Origin of the sequence: Maridesulfovibrio sp., from assembly GCF_963678865.1 — a bacterium.
GTDB lineage: Bacteria > Desulfobacterota > Desulfovibrionia > Desulfovibrionales > Desulfovibrionaceae > Maridesulfovibrio.
The window spans coordinates 496,559-512,434 of sequence record NZ_OY787459.1 but is presented as its reverse complement, the minus strand read 5'-3'; the positions used below and the strand labels follow the sequence as shown (position 1 = coordinate 512,434).

Sequence of the window (15,876 nt, the reverse complement as noted above, 5' to 3'; positions counted from 1 at the left end):
ATCATATCTTTGGTATTTTAATAGTAAATTTCGAACCCTTACCGATTTGGGTGTCAATCTCAAATATTCCGCCGTGGTTTTGTGTTATTATAAAATATGACACTGAAAGTCCAAGCCCTGTTCCCATACCGGGGGATTTGGTAGTGAAAAATGGTTCAAAAACCCTTCGTTTTACATCTGCAGACATGCCCGGCCCGTTATCTTCCACTTCGGCAACAATGTACCGATCATCAGTTTTTGTCCTCAGGGTGATGGTGGGAGTCCTGATGTCGGCAATCTCATTAGTGGCATATGCGGCGTTTTTAACCAGATTCAGGAGGACCTGTTCGATTTCTATTCGCAAACAATTGATCATACCAAGATTATCCTGATATTCTTTGACTATTTTTGTATGCTTGAAATCGTATTTTTTCTTGAGATCATAATCGCAGGTAATGATGTTCATAATGTCATCAAAAAGTTGATTCAGGTTGCAGTTGTTTCTGCCTTCATCGTTTCTGCGGGTGAAATTGAGCATGGTCCTGACTATGTTGGCAGCCCTTTCTCCTGAACTGTGTATGCCGTCCAGCATTCTTATTACGCCTCTTTCTTCAAGAAAACTGTTTATCTGTTCACAGGTACAGCCATATTTTTCAGCCGTTTTTATGCTGGCAGGCACATCCGGTGAAATTCTGCGGTGAATATTTTGTACGGCCTGCAGTATCCCGGCAAGAGGGTTGTTGATTTCGTGGGCCATGCCTGCGGCAAGACCTCCTACTGAAATCATTTTTTCGGTCTGGATCAAAAGTTCCTGAGTTTTTACTTTTTCTGTCATATCGAGGAGAGAGGCTACGGAGTCAGTGCTATCGTCGATAATCTCAACTTGTACGTGGACATTTCGTGTTTCGCCATCAGCGCGCAAAAAAATAAAATCGTATGATTTTGGCGGGGACTGGTTGTTGGACCTTCTTGCTTTTGCATACTCCGTCATTCTTTCGAGTTCTTCCGGGGCAATAAAATCCGTCCACTTTTTTTTATTTTCAATCTCTTCCATAGGCAAACCGCAGAGCATGGCGAAATTTTCATTGCATCGTTTTATCAGATAATTTTCACCGAGGATTGTTGTCGCCGCCCCGGTATTATCGAACAGGCTGCGATAATATTTTTCACTTTGTTTAAGCTTATTTTCTATCTCTTTGCGGGTATTGATTTCGTGTTTGAATTTTCCGGCAACAAAAATAGAAGCCAGCAGGATAACTATGATTACAATAAATATTACGGCTGCAATAAAAGCTGTTTCTTCTTTAATAGTTACTTTACCTGCTGTCGGATTGAAAAAGAATGGTGAAAGATCTTTAGTCTCGGTGACTAAACCCTGTTTCCTGAATTCATCGCCAATTTGTTCCCAGCGAGCCGGATTACTGTGCCCGATGCGTACCAGTTTGGGCAAAATCAAGGTTTGTATTGTTTCAGCTTCATATTTCAGATGCCCCTTGGATTTCAGCGATCCGAACTTATTGATTATGATATCTATCAGTTCGTCCGGATGGTCTAGAGCGTATTGCCAGCCCTTAAGGCTTGCTTTCAGGAATTTATTGACCCGTTCCGGGTTGTTCCGGACTTGTGCCTGAGAGGTAAAAAGTGTGTCTCCGTAGAAGTCAATACCGTGGGTGTATGGGTAGATTATTGAATAAGGAACGTGTTCTTTTTTCAGATAATAAGGTTGATTTGTGATGTATGCTGCTATGACGTCGATTTGAGGGTCGAAGTAATCCTCAGGAACGGCAAAGCGGTCTATCAAATTGATGTCATCGAACGAGATTCCGTTTCCTTCTAGAAGAACTTTCAGCTCAATATCTTGTGAGGCGGAACTCATAAGTACTGTTTTGCCTTTCAAGGCTTGCGCTGTATGAATGAGCGGTTGATTTTTCGAAATAAAAACCAACGGTGAATGCTGGAAAACAGAAGCCAGCAGTACTAATTTCTTGCCACGCAAATAGTTAAGCAGCACTTCGGAATTACTGACCCCGAAATCAGCGTCACCGTTAAGCACCTTGTCTATGGGATTACTGCGCAGGTCCCGCTCGATGATTGTAACTTCAAGTCCTTCATCTTCATAATATCCCTTTTCAAGGGCGGCGTAATATCCGGCAAACTGGAATTGATGAAACCATTTTAGTTGCAGGGTTACTTTATCCAGTTTTTCGTTGGCAAAGCTGTTGTTGGGTAATTGGATTAGAAACGATAAAAAGATGAAGACAAAAAAAGTTGGCAAAAATATATTGTGCTTACGTGTTTTATGTATTTCGAAAGGATGCTGCTTTTTCATGAAATACTAATCCTGTATTAGTTCGGGTGTGGTCTTGTCTTCATGAATAACAGAAAGGATGGCCTTTGCAAATTATTCCCTTGAATTATTGACAGGCAGGCTTTGAAAGGAGAGGGCAAAAGAAAAGGCTCTGCAAATTATGCAGAGCCTTATGATTTACGTGGTAGCGAGGGAGGGAATTGAACCCCCGACACTGCGGATATGAGCCGCATGCTCTAACCAACTGAGCTACCTCGCCACTTTTGTGGGCTGGACTTCCCGTCCAACGAGGACAGTGTTTATACATTCCTGAGCGGCTTGGCAAGTAAAAAATGACAAAAATTTCGGTATAATAATTATATGTCCATCTAACCGGTCAGCTGGAAAGAAAAAGGCTTTGCAAAAATTTGCAAAGCCTTATGATTTACGTGGTAGCGAGGAAGGGAATTGAACCCCCGACACTGCGGATATGAGCCGCATGCTCTAACCAACTGAGCTACCTCGCCACGTTTTTGTGGGCTGGACTTCCCGTCCAACGAGGAGTCTTTCTATACAGTCTGCCTGCACTTGGCAAGTAAAAAAATAACTTTTTTTAAATTTTTTTTAAAATAGTGCATCGAACCAGCATGTTGAGTGCCTTTTAGCTCCAGAAGAGCAGGATAAACGGAGCAAGTGCCAATCTGTAATAAGCAAAAGGCCGCAGGGTCAGCTTGCCTAGTAAATATATAAATCCTTTGACCGCCGCCCATGCTGAAAGGAAAGAGACAATGAAGCCGACAGCCAGAAAGGGCATATCACCCATAGTGAAAAGTTTGTAGCTTTTAAGCATGTCGTAGCCAGTGGCAGCAAACATGATCGGTACAGCGGCGATGAAAGAGTATTCCGCAGCAATTTTACGTTTTGCTCCCAAGAGCATCCCCCCCATGATGGTTGCCGCAGACCGTGAAAATCCGGGCCATAATGCCAGACACTGAAAGCAGCCGATGCCAAAAGCGAGTCTGGGTGTTACCTCATCAAGTGAATAGCAGTTGGGCCGGATATCTTTTTTTTCAACGATCAGAATCATGATTGCGCCCACTCCCAGCGCCCATGCCACTGTGTAGGGATTGAAAAGGTATTGCTTGATAAAATCGTGTGCAATCAGCCCCAGAACCGATGCCGGAAGACTTGTCAGGAAAAGCAGGTACAGCCCGCGAATCCCTGAAAACCTCTTGGTCGGATCAGGAACAACCAGTCCCCAGAAACGGGACCAGTAAAGAACGACAACGGCAAGGATGGCCCCAAGTTGGATGGCTACTTCAAAAGAGGCGGCTTTTTCACCGGTGAAGCCGAGCAGGTGTCCGGTGATAATCAAGTGGCCGGTACTCGATACCGGCAGAAATTCAGTAAGACCTTCAACAATGCCGAGTATGCCGGCGGTAAATAGTGATGTCATAGGTATTCCTTTATGATTGCCGGAACTTCCGGCCTAGTTTACAAGTTACCTGTTTTGGGTAAGCCAGCCTGCACAAAGTTGCAAGGGGCGGCAAGCTCGTGTACTGATAAATATTAATCAATTACGACTTTAAATGAGGATAAAAATATATGGCTACTATCGTGCCTCCCTGCGAACTGACCAGAAAAGCGATTAAATGGATTTCCGAACAGCATGCTGACACTGGCAAGCCATTGAAATCCCTGCTTGAAGAAGCTGCCATGCGCTTTAACCTTTCCCCTAAAGATATGGAATTCATGGAACGTTTTTACGCTGAAAACAACGGCGAAGAACCTGATTGCTAGCTATCTGCACCCGATAATTTACGTCACGGGCTTTTTTTAAAGTCCGAATGACTTGTTTGAAACTCTATCTCTGCATATTTTGCGGGAACTAAATTGAAGCTTCTTCATCGCAATATTTTTAAAGAACTCATATCATTATTTTCCTTGAGTCTCTCAGGATTCATGGGCCTGATCCTAATCGGAAGACTTCTCCAGTTTCGCGACCTGTTCATGGGGCAGAGTATCGGCGCATTGGAGATGGCCAAACTGTTTGTGTATCTCTGTCCGTTTTTTCTGCTTATACTCACTCCGATAGCAACCATGCTTTCCATTTTCCTTACATTTTTAAGGATGAATGCGGACAATGAAATTACAGCGCTTAAATCAGGTGGGTTGAGTCTTTACAGGCTGTTGCCCGCGCCCATAATTTTTTGCCTGATTTGCACTGGGGCGGATTTTTATTTTTCTCTTTACGGACTTTCATGGGGTACGGAAAATTTCCGCAGCGCCTTAATGGATTTTGCCCGCACACAGAGTCAACTGGCAATCCAGCCCGGGGTATTTAATAAAAATTTTCCGGGACTGGTTTTTTATGCTGAGGATGTTGATGATGATAACGGGGTTATGCGCTCTGTATTTGTACGTGACAGTACCCGTAAAGACATGACTGCCACAATCGTGGCTCCCTTGGGTGAAATTCGTACCGACCCGATGATGGGCCGTTTACTGATTCATCTGGAAAACGGCCGTATTTATCAGCAGGAGCGCGACCAGCTCAGCGTGCTTAAATTTAAAAATTACGACGTACGCATTCCTCTTGCCAATATTTTGAAAGGATATGATGTGGACGAATTGCGGCCCAAGGAAATGTCTTGGGAAAAACTGGTCCGCATCAGCCGGGCCGGGGATCGTGCTGAGGATATTGATCCTGGTTTCCTGAAAAAAGTTCAAGTGGAGGTTCAAAAAAGGTTGGCCCTGCCTGTAGCCTGTCTGGTTCTGGGGATGTTCGCCATGCCCATTGCCTGTATTTTTCGGGGGCTTAAGCAGCAGTATGGCTTACTTATCTCCATGGGGCTTTTTCTGGTCTATTATACAATGCTTTCCCTTGGGGTTACATTTGGGGAGAGCGGGGTGCTGACCCCGGTTATCGGGCTTTGGCTGCCCAATGTGTCCTTTGCGGTTATTTCAATTGTTCTGCTTAAAATGGCGGTTATGGAGCATTCTTTCAGCCTCAGGATTCCGTTCCTGAAAAAATTCAGGAGGAAAGAAGCATGATCCGCAGACTTCTTCCTGGATATCTGGCGTCATATGTTTTGAAGCAGAATCTTTTCCTCATGGGTGTATGTCTTGGGGTGGGGACCGGAATTTATCTGCTTTCGGATCTCTTTGACCGTTTGGATGATTTCATCGAGGCCGGGCTGGGGATGGGGACTATCCTCAAATATTTTCTGGTAAAAATGCCGCTCATTTTCTCCCAGATTCTGCCTGCGGTCTTTTTAATCTCCATGATTGTGCAGCTTTGCGTCATGGCCCGTAGCAAGGAACTTCTGGCCCTGCGTACGGGAGGACTTTCACTGGCGTGGTTTCTTAAATTTTTTGTAATTTATGCCGTGATCTGGTCCTTTGGACAATTGCTTTTTTCGCAGGTTATCGGTGTTTACGGAGAACAGGAAGCTTATCGTATTTGGAAAGAAGATGTACGAAAAAGCATGCTTGATAAAAGGGTGCTTAAAAACATCTGGCTCAAGGAAGGGCGGTTTGTGGTAGAGGCCAAGGAGGTAATGCCTTTCGGCAATCGGGCCAAGGGGATTACCGTGTACGAGTTTGCCGAAGATAACGGCGGAATCAAACGTGTTATCACCTCCGACAGTGCCGAAGTCAGCAGCAAGTACGGCTGGAAGCTGGAGAATGCAGTTGAGCTCAGCCCGGACCATTTTGCTTCTCGTGAGCATCCTATTTTTACTATGCCCATCAAACTTAATCTTGATGTTTTCAAGGTGGTCGATCCGGACATTGATCCGGCGCAGCTGCCGCTCTGGCAGTTGGATCAGGTCATTGAGCAGTTGAAGCTTTCCGGCTCCAGCGTAGATAGGCTTATTACGGCATGGCATTCAAAATGGGCCTATGCCTTTTCTCTCTTGACCATGGCTCTTGTTTCATTGGCTCTGGTTACTGTTACCGAGAATGTTTATATAAATATCGGGCTAGGGCTGGCTCTGGTCTTCTCGTATTATGCGCTCTTTATGCTTGGTGCTTCCGCCGGTGATTCCGGTGCCTTACCTCCTATTATAGCGGCATGGCTGGGTAATATTATCGTCAGCTCTCTTGCTCTCAGTAGAATAGCATGGGTGCTTGTGCCTGAACATTTCGGCAAATATTTTGCCAAGATGAAGAGATGATTTGGTGCGTTTTCGCCGGTCTTTTATTCGAAGGCAGCCATAGCGCGCTTCTTGCGAAGCATGCCAGAAGGCTTTGAAGGGGATAGGGTCTGTGAAAGGGGAAACCTTTGCAGGAGATTATCCTTCCACAGACGCCGGAGATTTTTTTATTTATCTTCAGCCTGTGCCAGTTCCGGCATGGCTGTTATATCAAGTAGATTCCAGAGTCTGGTGCGGTTCATGCCTGTTTTGCTGGAAACGCAAAGCGGCTTGACCTTGAGGATGTCTTCCCATTGATTTTGGATCTTGGCGCGATCTTTCTGCTTGGTTTTGTCCGATTTGGTCATGATCGGCAGAACGGGGATGTTACAGTGTTTGAAGTAGGAAATCAGGTCCAGATCATTTTTTTGCGGACTGTGACGACTGTCCAGCAGCACCGCTGCCGCCGTGATGTGCGGATTGTCAAGCATGTATTTGTCAATCAGCGCGGCCCATTTGGCCCGTTCGGATTTTGAACAGCGTGCGTAGCCGTATCCGGGCAGATCTACAATAAAATATCCGTGCGGACTTACCTCGTAATAGTTGAGGCTGCGTGTTTTACCCGGTGTGGAGCTGATTTTAGCCAGTTTTTTTCTGTTTGCGAGGCAATTGATCAATGATGACTTGCCTACATTTGAGCGTCCGGCAAGAATAATCTGCGGAGCAGCCAGTTCTTCAAGCTGATTGATCTCGTAAACTGTTTTAATTAGTGTGAGTGTATTATCCATAAGGAATTTTCCTTGATTATTCGTGGTTGTTTAAACCCGGCTAGTTCACTTATTTCTTAAGGTTAGTCAAGCCGGACGATCATTACAAGAATATTTTACCTTAACCAGAACACAAAGGCGGATTTGATGAAAACTTTCCTGATTCTTAACGGTCCCAATCTCGGATACGTTGGCAAACGCCAGCCTGAAATCTATGGTTCCGATAAAATAGAAGATATTCCTGATCACCTTAAGACTCTCATGGGAGATAAAGCGGACGGAATCAAGCTGGAATTTTTTCAGTCCAACTCTGAAGGCGCTTTGATCGACAGATTGGAGAAGGCCCGTGAAGACGGTATTGACGGGGTTGCCTTTAATGCCGGAGCATATACCCACACCAGTCTTGCTCTTGCCGACTGTCTGGCCTGGATCGAAGTTCCTTGCGTGGAGGTCCACATCAGCAATATCTGGGCAAGAACAGAAGATCCGGTTCGCCAGAAAAGTTTTATGGGAAAACAGTGCATTGGAGTAATTGCCGGATTCGGAATAATGAGCTATGCCTTGGCCGTTCAAGCATTGTTTTCACATGTGGCAGCTGATTAATGTCGAGATTTGACATTTAGGCCGCTGAAAACAGCGCGCTGTCACCTTATTAATATGCAGACAGCGGGGTAACGCGCAAGGCGCCATTTAAGGCCCTGCAAATAATATTTATTCGGAGGAAATATGATTTCTACTAAGGATTTCAGGAACGGACTTAAAATTGAGATTGACGGTAAACCTTTTGAAATTGTTGAATTTCAGCATTTTAAACCCGGTAAGGGCGGAGCATTTGTCCGTACTAAACTGCGTAACATGTTCACCGGCCGTATTACTGACCAGACTTTCCGTTCCGGTGAAAAAGTGAAAAAGCCCGACATGGCAACCAAAGAAATGCAGTTCCTGTACAAAGACGGTGAAGAGTATGTGCTCATGGATCTCGAATCCTATGAACAGATGAATGTTGCTGCTGATGTTATCGCAACTGCGGGCGGTTTCCTTAAAGAAGGTGAAACCAACAAAGCGCTGCTTTACAACGGTGAGGTTATCGGTGTTGAACTTCCGGCTTCCGTTATTCTTACCGTTGCCCAGACCGACCCCGGCATTCAGGGGGACCGCGTAAGTAACGCAACCAAGCCTGCTACTCTTGAAACCGGACTGGTTATCAACGTTCCCCTGTTCATTAATGAAGATGACAAGATCAAGGTTGATACCCGTTCCAGCGAATACCTCGGTCGCGAAAAATAGTCTGATATTGACTTTTTCGGGGGGCCCGGTGCTCCCCGAAAACTTATTGTTTCATCAGCCCCGATCCGGCATCAAACGGAGGATGCGCCACTGCCCAGCGGAAAATTCGCAAAAGAGATTTTCGGCATGTTCTGGATTTTTTTAGCCGTATTTCTTTTTATCAGCATGTACTCCTACCATCCGGGGGACCCAACCTTCAATCAGGCTGTCAGCGGCAGTTGGAAGGTCAAAAATTTAATCGGTCCTGCCGGGTCATACGCCGCAGGGGCTATGGTGGATTTTCTTGGTCTGGGGTCATGGCTGATTCCTTTTTATTTTGTTTTTCTGGGTATTACCTCCTTCCTTTCCGAACTTAAGCAACCTTGGTGGCGTTGGGTCGGGTTGATACTCCTTTACGTCTGCCTGCTGGCATGGTCCGCCCATCCATGGCTGATCCAATTTCAGAAGTCTATGGTCATCCATCAAGGAGGCTTCATAGGCGCGCTTCTTTCCAAATGGTCTTTTAAATACCTTAAGCCTGTTGGCGCTTTTCTGTTCTGGATGTTCATGAGTCTTGCCGGAATTCAGCTTACCCTGAATCTAAGCTGGGCCTCCATCGGCAAACGGCTGCGTTCCATATTCATCGATTTCTGGCTCAAGAACAAGGAGCGGGTGGGACGTAAAGCCAAGCGCATGAAAGCGGAACAGAAAATTAAACGTGCCGAGCGCAAAAAGGCGAAAGCCCGGCGCGAAGCTGAAGAAGCGATAGCGGAAGAACAGGAAATCGAATCTGTTGATGTTGAGGAAGAGGGCGACTTGCTTGTACTCAAGCCTTTTAGTGATAAGTCTTCTAAAAAGGAAACCGCCAAGGCTAAGCCTAAAAAGCCTAAAGCGAAGAAGATTGATATCAGTACAGATTTTCCCGCCCTTGATTTTCTGGCAGAACCAAAGGTTGCCGGTGTCCAGTTTGATCCTAAGGATCTCGAAGAAAAGACTGAATCATTAAAGGTCTGTCTTAAGGATTTCAACATTGACGGTGAAATCCAGAAAGTTACACCCGGTCCGGTTGTAACCATGTTTGAATTCCGTCCTGCTCCGGGTGTAAAAGTAAGTAAAATAGCCAACCTGACCGATGATATTGCTCTTGCGCTCAAGGCTACTGCTGTGCGTATCGAGGCTCCTATTCCGGGTAAGGATTCCGTTGGTATCGAAATTCCCAATGACACTCGACAGACCGTTTATCTGCGTGAAATTTTTGAGCACAGCTGCTTTACCAACTCCAAGTCCGCACTGACCATGGCTCTTGGTAAAGATATTCAGGGCGTACCTGTTTCCGCAGACCTTGCTAAAATGCCGCATCTGCTGGTGGCTGGAGCTACCGGGGCCGGTAAGAGTGTCTGCCTGAACGGCCTGCTTATGTCCATGCTCTACAAAGCCGGACCGGAAGAACTGAAACTGCTTCTTATCGACCCCAAACGTATTGAGCTGGCTGTTTACGCCAGTCTGCCGCATCTTGTGCATCCAGTGGTCACTGATATGGCTCTTGCCAAGTCCGCTCTTGAGTGGGCTGTTTTCGAAATGGATAAGCGCTATGAGAACATGGCCCGCCTCGGAGTTCGCAATATAGCCGGCTACAACGAAAAACTGGCTAAATCCGGTGATGATCTGCCCGAAGAACTTGAAGATCTCGAACCGATGCCATACCTAGTCATTATCGTGGATGAGCTTGCCGACCTGATGCTCACAGCCGGTAAGGATGTTGAAATCAGCATTGTGCGGCTGGCGCAGTTGGCTCGTGCTGCCGGGATACATATTATTCTTGCAACCCAGCGTCCATCTGTTGATGTCGTCACCGGTCTGATCAAAGCGAACTTCCCTACGCGTATATCTTTTCAGGTTACTTCCAAACATGATTCACGCACAATTCTGGATATGGTCGGCGCGGAAAAGCTGCTCGGTCGAGGTGATATGCTCTTCAAGCCCAGTGGTTCAAAGCTTCGCAGGCTGCATGGAGCACTGGTTGAAGATGACGAGATCAAGGGCGTTGTTGATTTCTGGAAGAAAAAATATCCTCAGGATTTTGAACTTGATTTCAGTGACTGGAAAGATTCAGGTCAATCCGGTCCCGGAGTCGGAAGTATGCCCGGAGAATCTGACGATCCTGTCTATAACGAGGCTGTACAATTTGTTCTGGAGCAGGGAAAAGCTTCTATCTCCCTCCTGCAGCGTCGTTTCCGCATCGGGTTCAACCGTGCTGCCCGTTTCATTGAACAGATGGAACAGGACGGCATACTCGGCCCACAGGACGGCAGTAAGCCTCGCATAGTTTTGGTTACTAAAGATTAAAATCTCTTCGGAGTCTGGGGAAGGAAAAACGTCTGCAATAATTTTTCCTTCCCCAGACTCCATCCCATTCAAAATTTTTCAGTATGCTTCGAAAGTAGCGCAAGAAACCGTTTTTCAAACAATAACCGCAATATCTTTCGAAGATATTGCGGTTATTGTTTTTGCATTGATTAGCGAGTGAGGCTGTAAAGCTCGCTATAAGTTTCTTTGGTCCCCAAAGGGCTGATGGAAGCTATTTCCAGGTAAACTTAAACGGGCAACAGTCTCCGCCTTCTGCCAGTGTAGTTTCTCTGGTCATGCTTAGGCTTTCGCTGTAGCCTTTGGCAAAAGGTTCGTCTCTTGAACAGGAGAGCAGGGTGCAAAGTTCTTCTGGCAGGCCCATTTCACGGTAAGATTCCTGATAGCGGCACTTGGTGACTTTAATGGTCAATTCATTGTCGTTGAGGGAAATATTGCTGATTTCGATGGCATCACCTTTTTTCCAGACTTCCACGGCTGTTGCGAAATGTTCAAGATTTGGGGTAGCTACTGAGGCAGCAAATGATTGTCCGGCTTTGCGGGCTGAATTTTGCAGGTTTTCGGTTATGAGCTGCAGGGCCTGTTCTTTGCCGATTTTTTTGCTAATGGTTTCATAAAGTTCGCCATACAATTCCGCTTCAATCAAGCGACGGGAAATTTGTGATACAGGTTGTACTTTCATAATTAATCCAAAAGGGTTAAGACAGTTTTTGTAGATGAACCCGAATTCACGAGGAGAATAATGCAATTCAGGATTTTAATACTTGTAATCTCGGTTTTACTTTCATTCAGCTCCATAGCAGGAGCAGATGAACTGACTTCCGAAATTCAGAAAACATACGATTCCATTAAAACTTTCAGTGCGGATTTTACCCAGACTTTGACCAATGCCGCAAGTAAAGAACAAGACATTCGTTCCGGTAAGATTGTTTTTAAGCAGCCTTCGTTGCTGCGTTGGGAATCAGTCAAGCCGGAACCGGAGCTTCTCATTGTGGGCGAATCCGTTGTCTGGGATTATTTTCCGGAAGATGAACTGGCCCTTAAATATCGCACCCAGCAGCTTTTCAACTCCAAGACCATGATTAAATTCATCTCCGGGCAGGCCAAGCTCGAAGAAGATTTTGTAGTTGAAAATCAGGGTGATGACAACGGGCTGATCAAGCTCAAGTTGCTGCCCCTTGAACCTGAAACAGGTATGGTGCTAGCCTTTGCGTGGATAGATCCAAGTAAAAAAATGATGAGCAAGGTGCTTGTTGTTGATTTTTACGGCAATGGAAATGAAGTCTCCATGAGCAACATTGAAATCGATCCTGATGTGGATGCTGCTGCGTTTGAATTTACTCCACCGGAAGGTGTAAATGTAGAAGACAATACAAAGGCTAATTAAAATTACCAACAGAGAAGGCCCGGATTGACTATCAAATCCGGGCCTTTCCTATTTAATGCGAAATATCGTAAACGGTGATGAAACTTTTTAAAAAATGGGATTTTTGAATTATCCCTTAAGCGAAAAGTTTTGCTTACAGTTTCGAAAATTACGATGGATACTTTTGTACTGGCCTTGAGGCAGCCAGAGGCAATTCTACTTCATTTTCAAATCGTTCTTCAATAAAGTCAGTTCTTTATCGCTCAGCTCACGCCATTTTCCGGGTTTAAGATTGCCCAGCTCAATACGTCCCTGACGAACTCTTTTAAGACGCAGGATGGTTTTGCCGAATTCATCGAACATGCGCCTGATCTGGCGGTTGATGCCTTGGTGCAGTTCCATTTCATATTTGGTGGTTTCGCCTACCTCGGAAATTATTCTTATTTTGACAGGGGCGAGAAGCTCCCCTTTATCTTCGAGGAACATACCGTTTTTTATGACCGACATTTCCTTGTCCGAAAGTTTTCCGCGAATGGTTACGTGGTAAATCTTGGGCAAGTGCCATTTAGGGTGGGTCATGCGGTTGCACAATTCGCCGTCAGTAGTCAGCAGAAGCATGCCTTCAGAATAGAAATCAAGCCTGCCTACGGGAAAGACCCGGCGTTTGATGATTTCAGGTGGCAAAAGATCGAGCACTGTTTTGCGCCCTTGGGGGTCCTTGGCTGTAGTAACGGTTTCAATGGTTTTGTGCAGCAGGATGTATATGTCCTTGGACTTTTGGTTGTGCTGTACGAGCTTGCCGTTTACTTCCACCTGGTCGTTTTCAGGATCAACCTGAATTCCGGGTGAATCCGCAAGTTGACCGTTGATTTTTACCTTGCCCTTTTGGACAAGCTCATCTGCTCCGCGTCGGGAAGTAAGCCCGGCGGAGGCAATATATTTATTCAATCTGATTGTTTGTTTTTCAGTCATTTGCTTCTAGCGTTAAAAGTGAAATCTCTTCATGCGGTAACCCCATCCAAACAGCAAAGTAGCTCTACGAAGTACATAACGTGTTTTGATGGTAATTCCAAAGGGAAAGGGGGAACTTTCGGTGTTAGCAAAAGTTCCCCCTTCCTCTTCAGCTGCCGGAGGCAACCTCTTAAGCTTTTATGACTTTAGTGGCAAGCTGCAGGCTGGTGACCACATCGAGCATATTTGTGGTTTCGCCTACCTGTTTTTTGTCGAGCAGTTTGAAATGATCGAGACAGGTCCCGCAGACAAGAAGGGAAACACCTGACTTCTCGAGTTCCTGCAGCTTTTCAAGGCACTTATTGCCTTCTGTTGCAAGTTTTACCGCACTGTTGACCATGATAATCCGCCAGAGGGAGTCCCCGAGTTCGGGCAGGGTTGAAATAAAGTTGAACATAAGTCCGGCACCAAGTTCGTCGTCACCGCTGCCGAGAAATTCGCTGTTCAGGAATACGAGGGTTTTACTGCCCACGTTGGAAAGTTCTTCGTCGCTCATTACATTACAGACTTCACATTCAGCCGGAGATTCGGAAGTAACGTCTTTTTTGCCTTTTACCACAAAAAGGTCGCCTTTTTCCTTAACACTGACTTCGTAGCCTTTGGTTCCCATGAACCGGGAGACATTTTCTTTGGCCGCTTCATTATCAACTATGATTTTGATTTTTGCAGGGTTCTCAGATTCAATAGCATTTTTGCATTTGAGTACCGGTTGTGGACATGGCAAGCCTTTACAATCTATTTTTACCGACATTTCAGATCTCCTTTTTATATTTGTTAAAATAACAGCCTGTGTTTAACGGTCAAATTGATAAATTCAATAAACAAACATTTAAAAGATAGACCATGCCTATTTGCCCGGAATAGACACTTGCGATTGACGGCAATGAGAAGTAAAGAGATATCGCAATCGGCATTCAGCCATAATAAAGGAGTCTAATTTGCCCAAAGGCGAAAAATATAGCTATCTGAAAAATAAACATCTTATTAAGAGATGTCTTTCGTATTTCGGACCTTATAAATTCAAGGTTTTTGTTGCATTTATATCCATGGGTGTAGTTGCTGCCGCAACTGCTGCCACGGCATATCTGATTCAGCCCGCAATGGATGACATTTTCATCAACAAAGACCGTCAGGCACTTATGGTGGTGCCCATAGCATTTGTCCTTGTTATGTTGATCAAAGGCGTGTTCAGATTTTTACAAAGTTACCTGATGAACTGTGTCGGATTGCTGGTGCTGCAACAGCTCAGGAACGACCTCTTCAGTAAGATTATATGTCTGCCCATGGACTTTTTTGAAGAAAGTCAGGTGGGCATGCTTATGTCTCGAATCTTGAACGACGTTATTGAAATTCGAGCCAGCCTGCCTTCGTTCATTATGATGATCCGCGAGGCGTGTACTATTGTCTGCCTGATCGGTCTGGTTTTTTACCGTGATGCATATCTTGCTGTTTTCGCGGTACTTGTGCTGCCGCTGGCTATCTTTCCCTTCTTTTATTTCGGGAGAAAGCTGCGCAAACTTGGACGCAAAAACCAGAGCAAAATTTCGGACATCAACGCCTTGTTGCAGGAATCTTTCAGCGGGGTAAAAGTCATCAAGGCTTTTGCCAATGAAAATCGTGAAACTGAAAAATTTGCACAGGAGAACTCCCGGCTCGTCAGGATTGCCATCAAATCAGTTCTCAACAGTGAACTTTCCTCCCGGATTATGGAGATAGTAGGGGCGTTAGGCATCGGTCTTGTGCTTTGGTACGGCGGTTCGCAGGTTATTGACGGCTATTCAACTCCTGGTACTTTCTTTTCCTTCATCGCTGCGCTGGTTATGCTCTATGAGCCGATCAAAAAGATTAACTCCTCCAATCACACCATCCAGCGAGCTCTGGCCGGTGCGGAAAGGGTATTTGAAATTCTTGATTCGGATAATATCAATGTGGAGCAGGGCGGCGAAATTGAACTGGAACAGGGTTTTAAAAAACTTGAAATCAAGGACCTGACCTTCAGTTATTCTTCTTCTGAAAACCCGGTACTGAATAATATTAATCTTAATGTAGAAGCCGGACAGAAAGTGGCTATTGTCGGACCCAGCGGATCAGGTAAGACAACTCTGGTCAATCTTATTCCCCGTTTTTACGATGCAGCGGAAGGCGGTATTGTTCTTAACGGCAGGCCGGTCCATGAGTACTCTCTTAAGTCCCTGCGCTTGAATATTGGTATGGTTTCGCAGGAAACTTTCCTCTTCAACGCTTCAGTCCGGGACAACATTTCCTACGTGAGTCTTGAATCTGATTCCGATAATGTTGAGGAATGTGCAAGGACAGCTTTCGCCCATGAGTTTATCGAAAAACTGCCCGAAGGTTACGATACCATGGTCGGTGAACGCGGGGTAAGACTTTCCGGCGGACAGAAACAGCGGCTGACCATTGCCCGTGCCCTGTTCAAGAATCCTCCGCTGCTTATTCTCGATGAGGCTACCAGCGCCTTGGATACCGAGGCTGAACGCATTGTCCAGATGGCCCTTGAAAATCTCATGAAAGACAGAACCAGCATTGTTATCGCCCACAGGCTTTCAACGGTGCTTTCCGCTGATGTGATTGTGGTCATGGAAAAAGGTAAAATCGTTTCCAAGGGTACTCACAAAGAGCTTCTGGAAAAATGTCCCCTTTACACCAAGTTATACAAAATGCAGTTTCAGGATGATTAGC

Annotated in this window: 14 protein-coding genes and 2 tRNA genes; 8 read left to right on the top strand and 8 right to left on the bottom strand. The window is 45.5% G+C overall.

The window, feature by feature from the left end; genetic code table 11:
- Window position 1 precedes the first annotated feature (1 nt).
- The 4 genes from ACKU41_RS02215 to ACKU41_RS02200 all read right to left on the bottom strand — a co-directional run bounded on the left by ACKU41_RS02215 (window position 2) and on the right by ACKU41_RS02200 (window position 3,722).
- Entirely contained in the window at window positions 2–2,308 is a 2,307-nt protein-coding gene (locus tag ACKU41_RS02215; RefSeq protein ID WP_321403826.1) for an ABC transporter substrate-binding protein, read from the bottom strand.
- 161 nt (window positions 2,309–2,469) lie between these two features.
- A tRNA-Met gene (locus ACKU41_RS02210) sits at window positions 2,470–2,546 on the bottom strand.
- Between the two features lie 170 nt (window positions 2,547–2,716).
- A tRNA-Met gene (locus tag ACKU41_RS02205) sits at window positions 2,717–2,793 on the bottom strand.
- A 134-nt stretch (window positions 2,794–2,927) separates the two neighbouring features.
- A complete protein-coding gene (locus ACKU41_RS02200; RefSeq protein WP_321403824.1) occupies window positions 2,928–3,722 on the bottom strand; it encodes an undecaprenyl-diphosphate phosphatase in 795 nt (264 codons plus the stop codon).
- 149 nt (window positions 3,723–3,871) lie between these two features.
- On the opposite strand from ACKU41_RS02200, the gene ACKU41_RS02195 reads away from it, so the two are divergent.
- The 3 genes from ACKU41_RS02195 to ACKU41_RS02185 all read left to right on the top strand — a co-directional run bounded on the left by ACKU41_RS02195 (window position 3,872) and on the right by ACKU41_RS02185 (window position 6,444).
- A complete protein-coding gene (locus ACKU41_RS02195; protein ID WP_319781276.1) occupies window positions 3,872–4,066 on the top strand; it encodes a hypothetical protein in 195 nt (64 codons plus the stop codon).
- A gap of 93 nt (window positions 4,067–4,159) precedes the next feature.
- Window positions 4,160–5,320: an LPS export ABC transporter permease LptF gene (gene lptF / locus ACKU41_RS02190; protein WP_321403820.1), complete on the top strand. Its 1,161-nt coding sequence runs from the start codon at window positions 4,160–4,162 to the stop codon at window positions 5,318–5,320.
- Complete coding sequence (locus tag ACKU41_RS02185; RefSeq protein ID WP_319781278.1) at window positions 5,317–6,444, top strand: LptF/LptG family permease; 1,128 nt, start codon at window positions 5,317–5,319, stop codon at window positions 6,442–6,444. The genes lptF and ACKU41_RS02185 overlap by 4 nt, the downstream gene beginning before the upstream one ends.
- A 146-nt stretch (window positions 6,445–6,590) precedes the next feature.
- On the opposite strand, the gene yihA is transcribed toward ACKU41_RS02185, so the two are convergent.
- Window positions 6,591–7,190, bottom strand: a complete 600-nt coding sequence (yihA, locus tag ACKU41_RS02180) for a ribosome biogenesis GTP-binding protein YihA/YsxC (protein WP_319781279.1) — start codon at window positions 7,188–7,190, stop codon at window positions 6,591–6,593.
- Window positions 7,191–7,316: 126 nt separating this feature from the next.
- Between yihA and ACKU41_RS02175 the strand changes: the two genes are divergently transcribed.
- The 3 genes from ACKU41_RS02175 (at window position 7,317) to ACKU41_RS02165 (ending at window position 10,781) form a co-directional block, all read left to right on the top strand.
- A complete protein-coding gene (locus ACKU41_RS02175) occupies window positions 7,317–7,772 on the top strand; it encodes a type II 3-dehydroquinate dehydratase (RefSeq protein WP_319781281.1) in 456 nt (151 codons plus the stop codon).
- 123 nt (window positions 7,773–7,895) lie between these two features.
- Window positions 7,896–8,456, top strand: coding sequence for an elongation factor P (gene efp / locus ACKU41_RS02170; protein ID WP_319781282.1), 561 nt, complete (start codon window positions 7,896–7,898; stop codon window positions 8,454–8,456).
- A gap of 126 nt (window positions 8,457–8,582) precedes the next feature.
- A complete protein-coding gene (locus tag ACKU41_RS02165; RefSeq protein WP_321403817.1) occupies window positions 8,583–10,781 on the top strand; it encodes a DNA translocase FtsK 4TM domain-containing protein in 2,199 nt (732 codons plus the stop codon).
- A gap of 232 nt (window positions 10,782–11,013) precedes the next feature.
- On the opposite strand, the gene ACKU41_RS02160 is transcribed toward ACKU41_RS02165, so the two are convergent.
- Window positions 11,014–11,481, bottom strand: coding sequence for an L-2-amino-thiazoline-4-carboxylic acid hydrolase (locus tag ACKU41_RS02160; protein ID WP_321403815.1), 468 nt, complete (start codon window positions 11,479–11,481; stop codon window positions 11,014–11,016).
- 60 nt (window positions 11,482–11,541) lie between these two features.
- Here ACKU41_RS02160 and lolA point away from each other — a divergent pair, with 60 nt between their 5' ends.
- Complete coding sequence (gene lolA / locus ACKU41_RS02155) at window positions 11,542–12,186, top strand: outer membrane lipoprotein chaperone LolA (protein ID WP_319781285.1); 645 nt, start codon at window positions 11,542–11,544, stop codon at window positions 12,184–12,186.
- 195 nt (window positions 12,187–12,381) lie between these two features.
- Here lolA and ACKU41_RS02150 read toward each other — a convergent pair whose 3' ends face one another.
- Both ACKU41_RS02150 and yedF read right to left on the bottom strand, forming a co-directional pair.
- Entirely contained in the window at window positions 12,382–13,137 is a 756-nt protein-coding gene (locus ACKU41_RS02150) for a pseudouridine synthase (RefSeq protein WP_319781287.1), read from the bottom strand.
- 169 nt (window positions 13,138–13,306) lie between these two features.
- On the bottom strand, window positions 13,307–13,927 hold the full coding sequence (gene yedF / locus ACKU41_RS02145; RefSeq protein ID WP_321403812.1) for a sulfurtransferase-like selenium metabolism protein YedF: 621 nt from the start codon (window positions 13,925–13,927) through the stop codon (window positions 13,307–13,309).
- Window positions 13,928–14,114: 187 nt separating this feature from the next.
- Here yedF and ACKU41_RS02140 point away from each other — a divergent pair, with 187 nt between their 5' ends.
- Entirely contained in the window at window positions 14,115–15,875 is a 1,761-nt protein-coding gene (locus ACKU41_RS02140) for an ABC transporter transmembrane domain-containing protein (RefSeq protein ID WP_321403809.1), read from the top strand.
- Window position 15,876: the final 1 nt, after the last annotated feature.

Excerpts from the sequence above, each read along its gene's own strand:
- ACKU41_RS02215 (WP_321403826.1), bottom strand. The coding sequence starts at position 2,308 with ATGAAAAAGCAGCATCCTTTCGAAATACATAAAACACGTAAGCACAAT.
- ACKU41_RS02200 (WP_321403824.1), bottom strand. The coding sequence starts at position 3,722 with ATGACATCACTATTTACCGCCGGCATACTCGGCATTGTTGAAGGTCTT.
- ACKU41_RS02195 (WP_319781276.1), top strand. The coding sequence starts at position 3,872 with ATGGCTACTATCGTGCCTCCCTGCGAACTGACCAGAAAAGCGATTAAA.
- ACKU41_RS02185 (WP_319781278.1), top strand. The coding sequence starts at position 5,317 with ATGATCCGCAGACTTCTTCCTGGATATCTGGCGTCATATGTTTTGAAG.
- yihA (WP_319781279.1), bottom strand. The coding sequence starts at position 7,190 with ATGGATAATACACTCACACTAATTAAAACAGTTTACGAGATCAATCAG.
- ACKU41_RS02175 (WP_319781281.1), top strand. The coding sequence starts at position 7,317 with ATGAAAACTTTCCTGATTCTTAACGGTCCCAATCTCGGATACGTTGGC.
- efp (WP_319781282.1), top strand. The coding sequence starts at position 7,896 with ATGATTTCTACTAAGGATTTCAGGAACGGACTTAAAATTGAGATTGAC.
- ACKU41_RS02165 (WP_321403817.1), top strand. The coding sequence starts at position 8,583 with ATGTTCTGGATTTTTTTAGCCGTATTTCTTTTTATCAGCATGTACTCC.
- ACKU41_RS02160 (WP_321403815.1), bottom strand. The coding sequence starts at position 11,481 with ATGAAAGTACAACCTGTATCACAAATTTCCCGTCGCTTGATTGAAGCG.
- lolA (WP_319781285.1), top strand. The coding sequence starts at position 11,542 with ATGCAATTCAGGATTTTAATACTTGTAATCTCGGTTTTACTTTCATTC.
- ACKU41_RS02150 (WP_319781287.1), bottom strand. The coding sequence starts at position 13,137 with ATGACTGAAAAACAAACAATCAGATTGAATAAATATATTGCCTCCGCC.
- yedF (WP_321403812.1), bottom strand. The coding sequence starts at position 13,927 with ATGTCGGTAAAAATAGATTGTAAAGGCTTGCCATGTCCACAACCGGTA.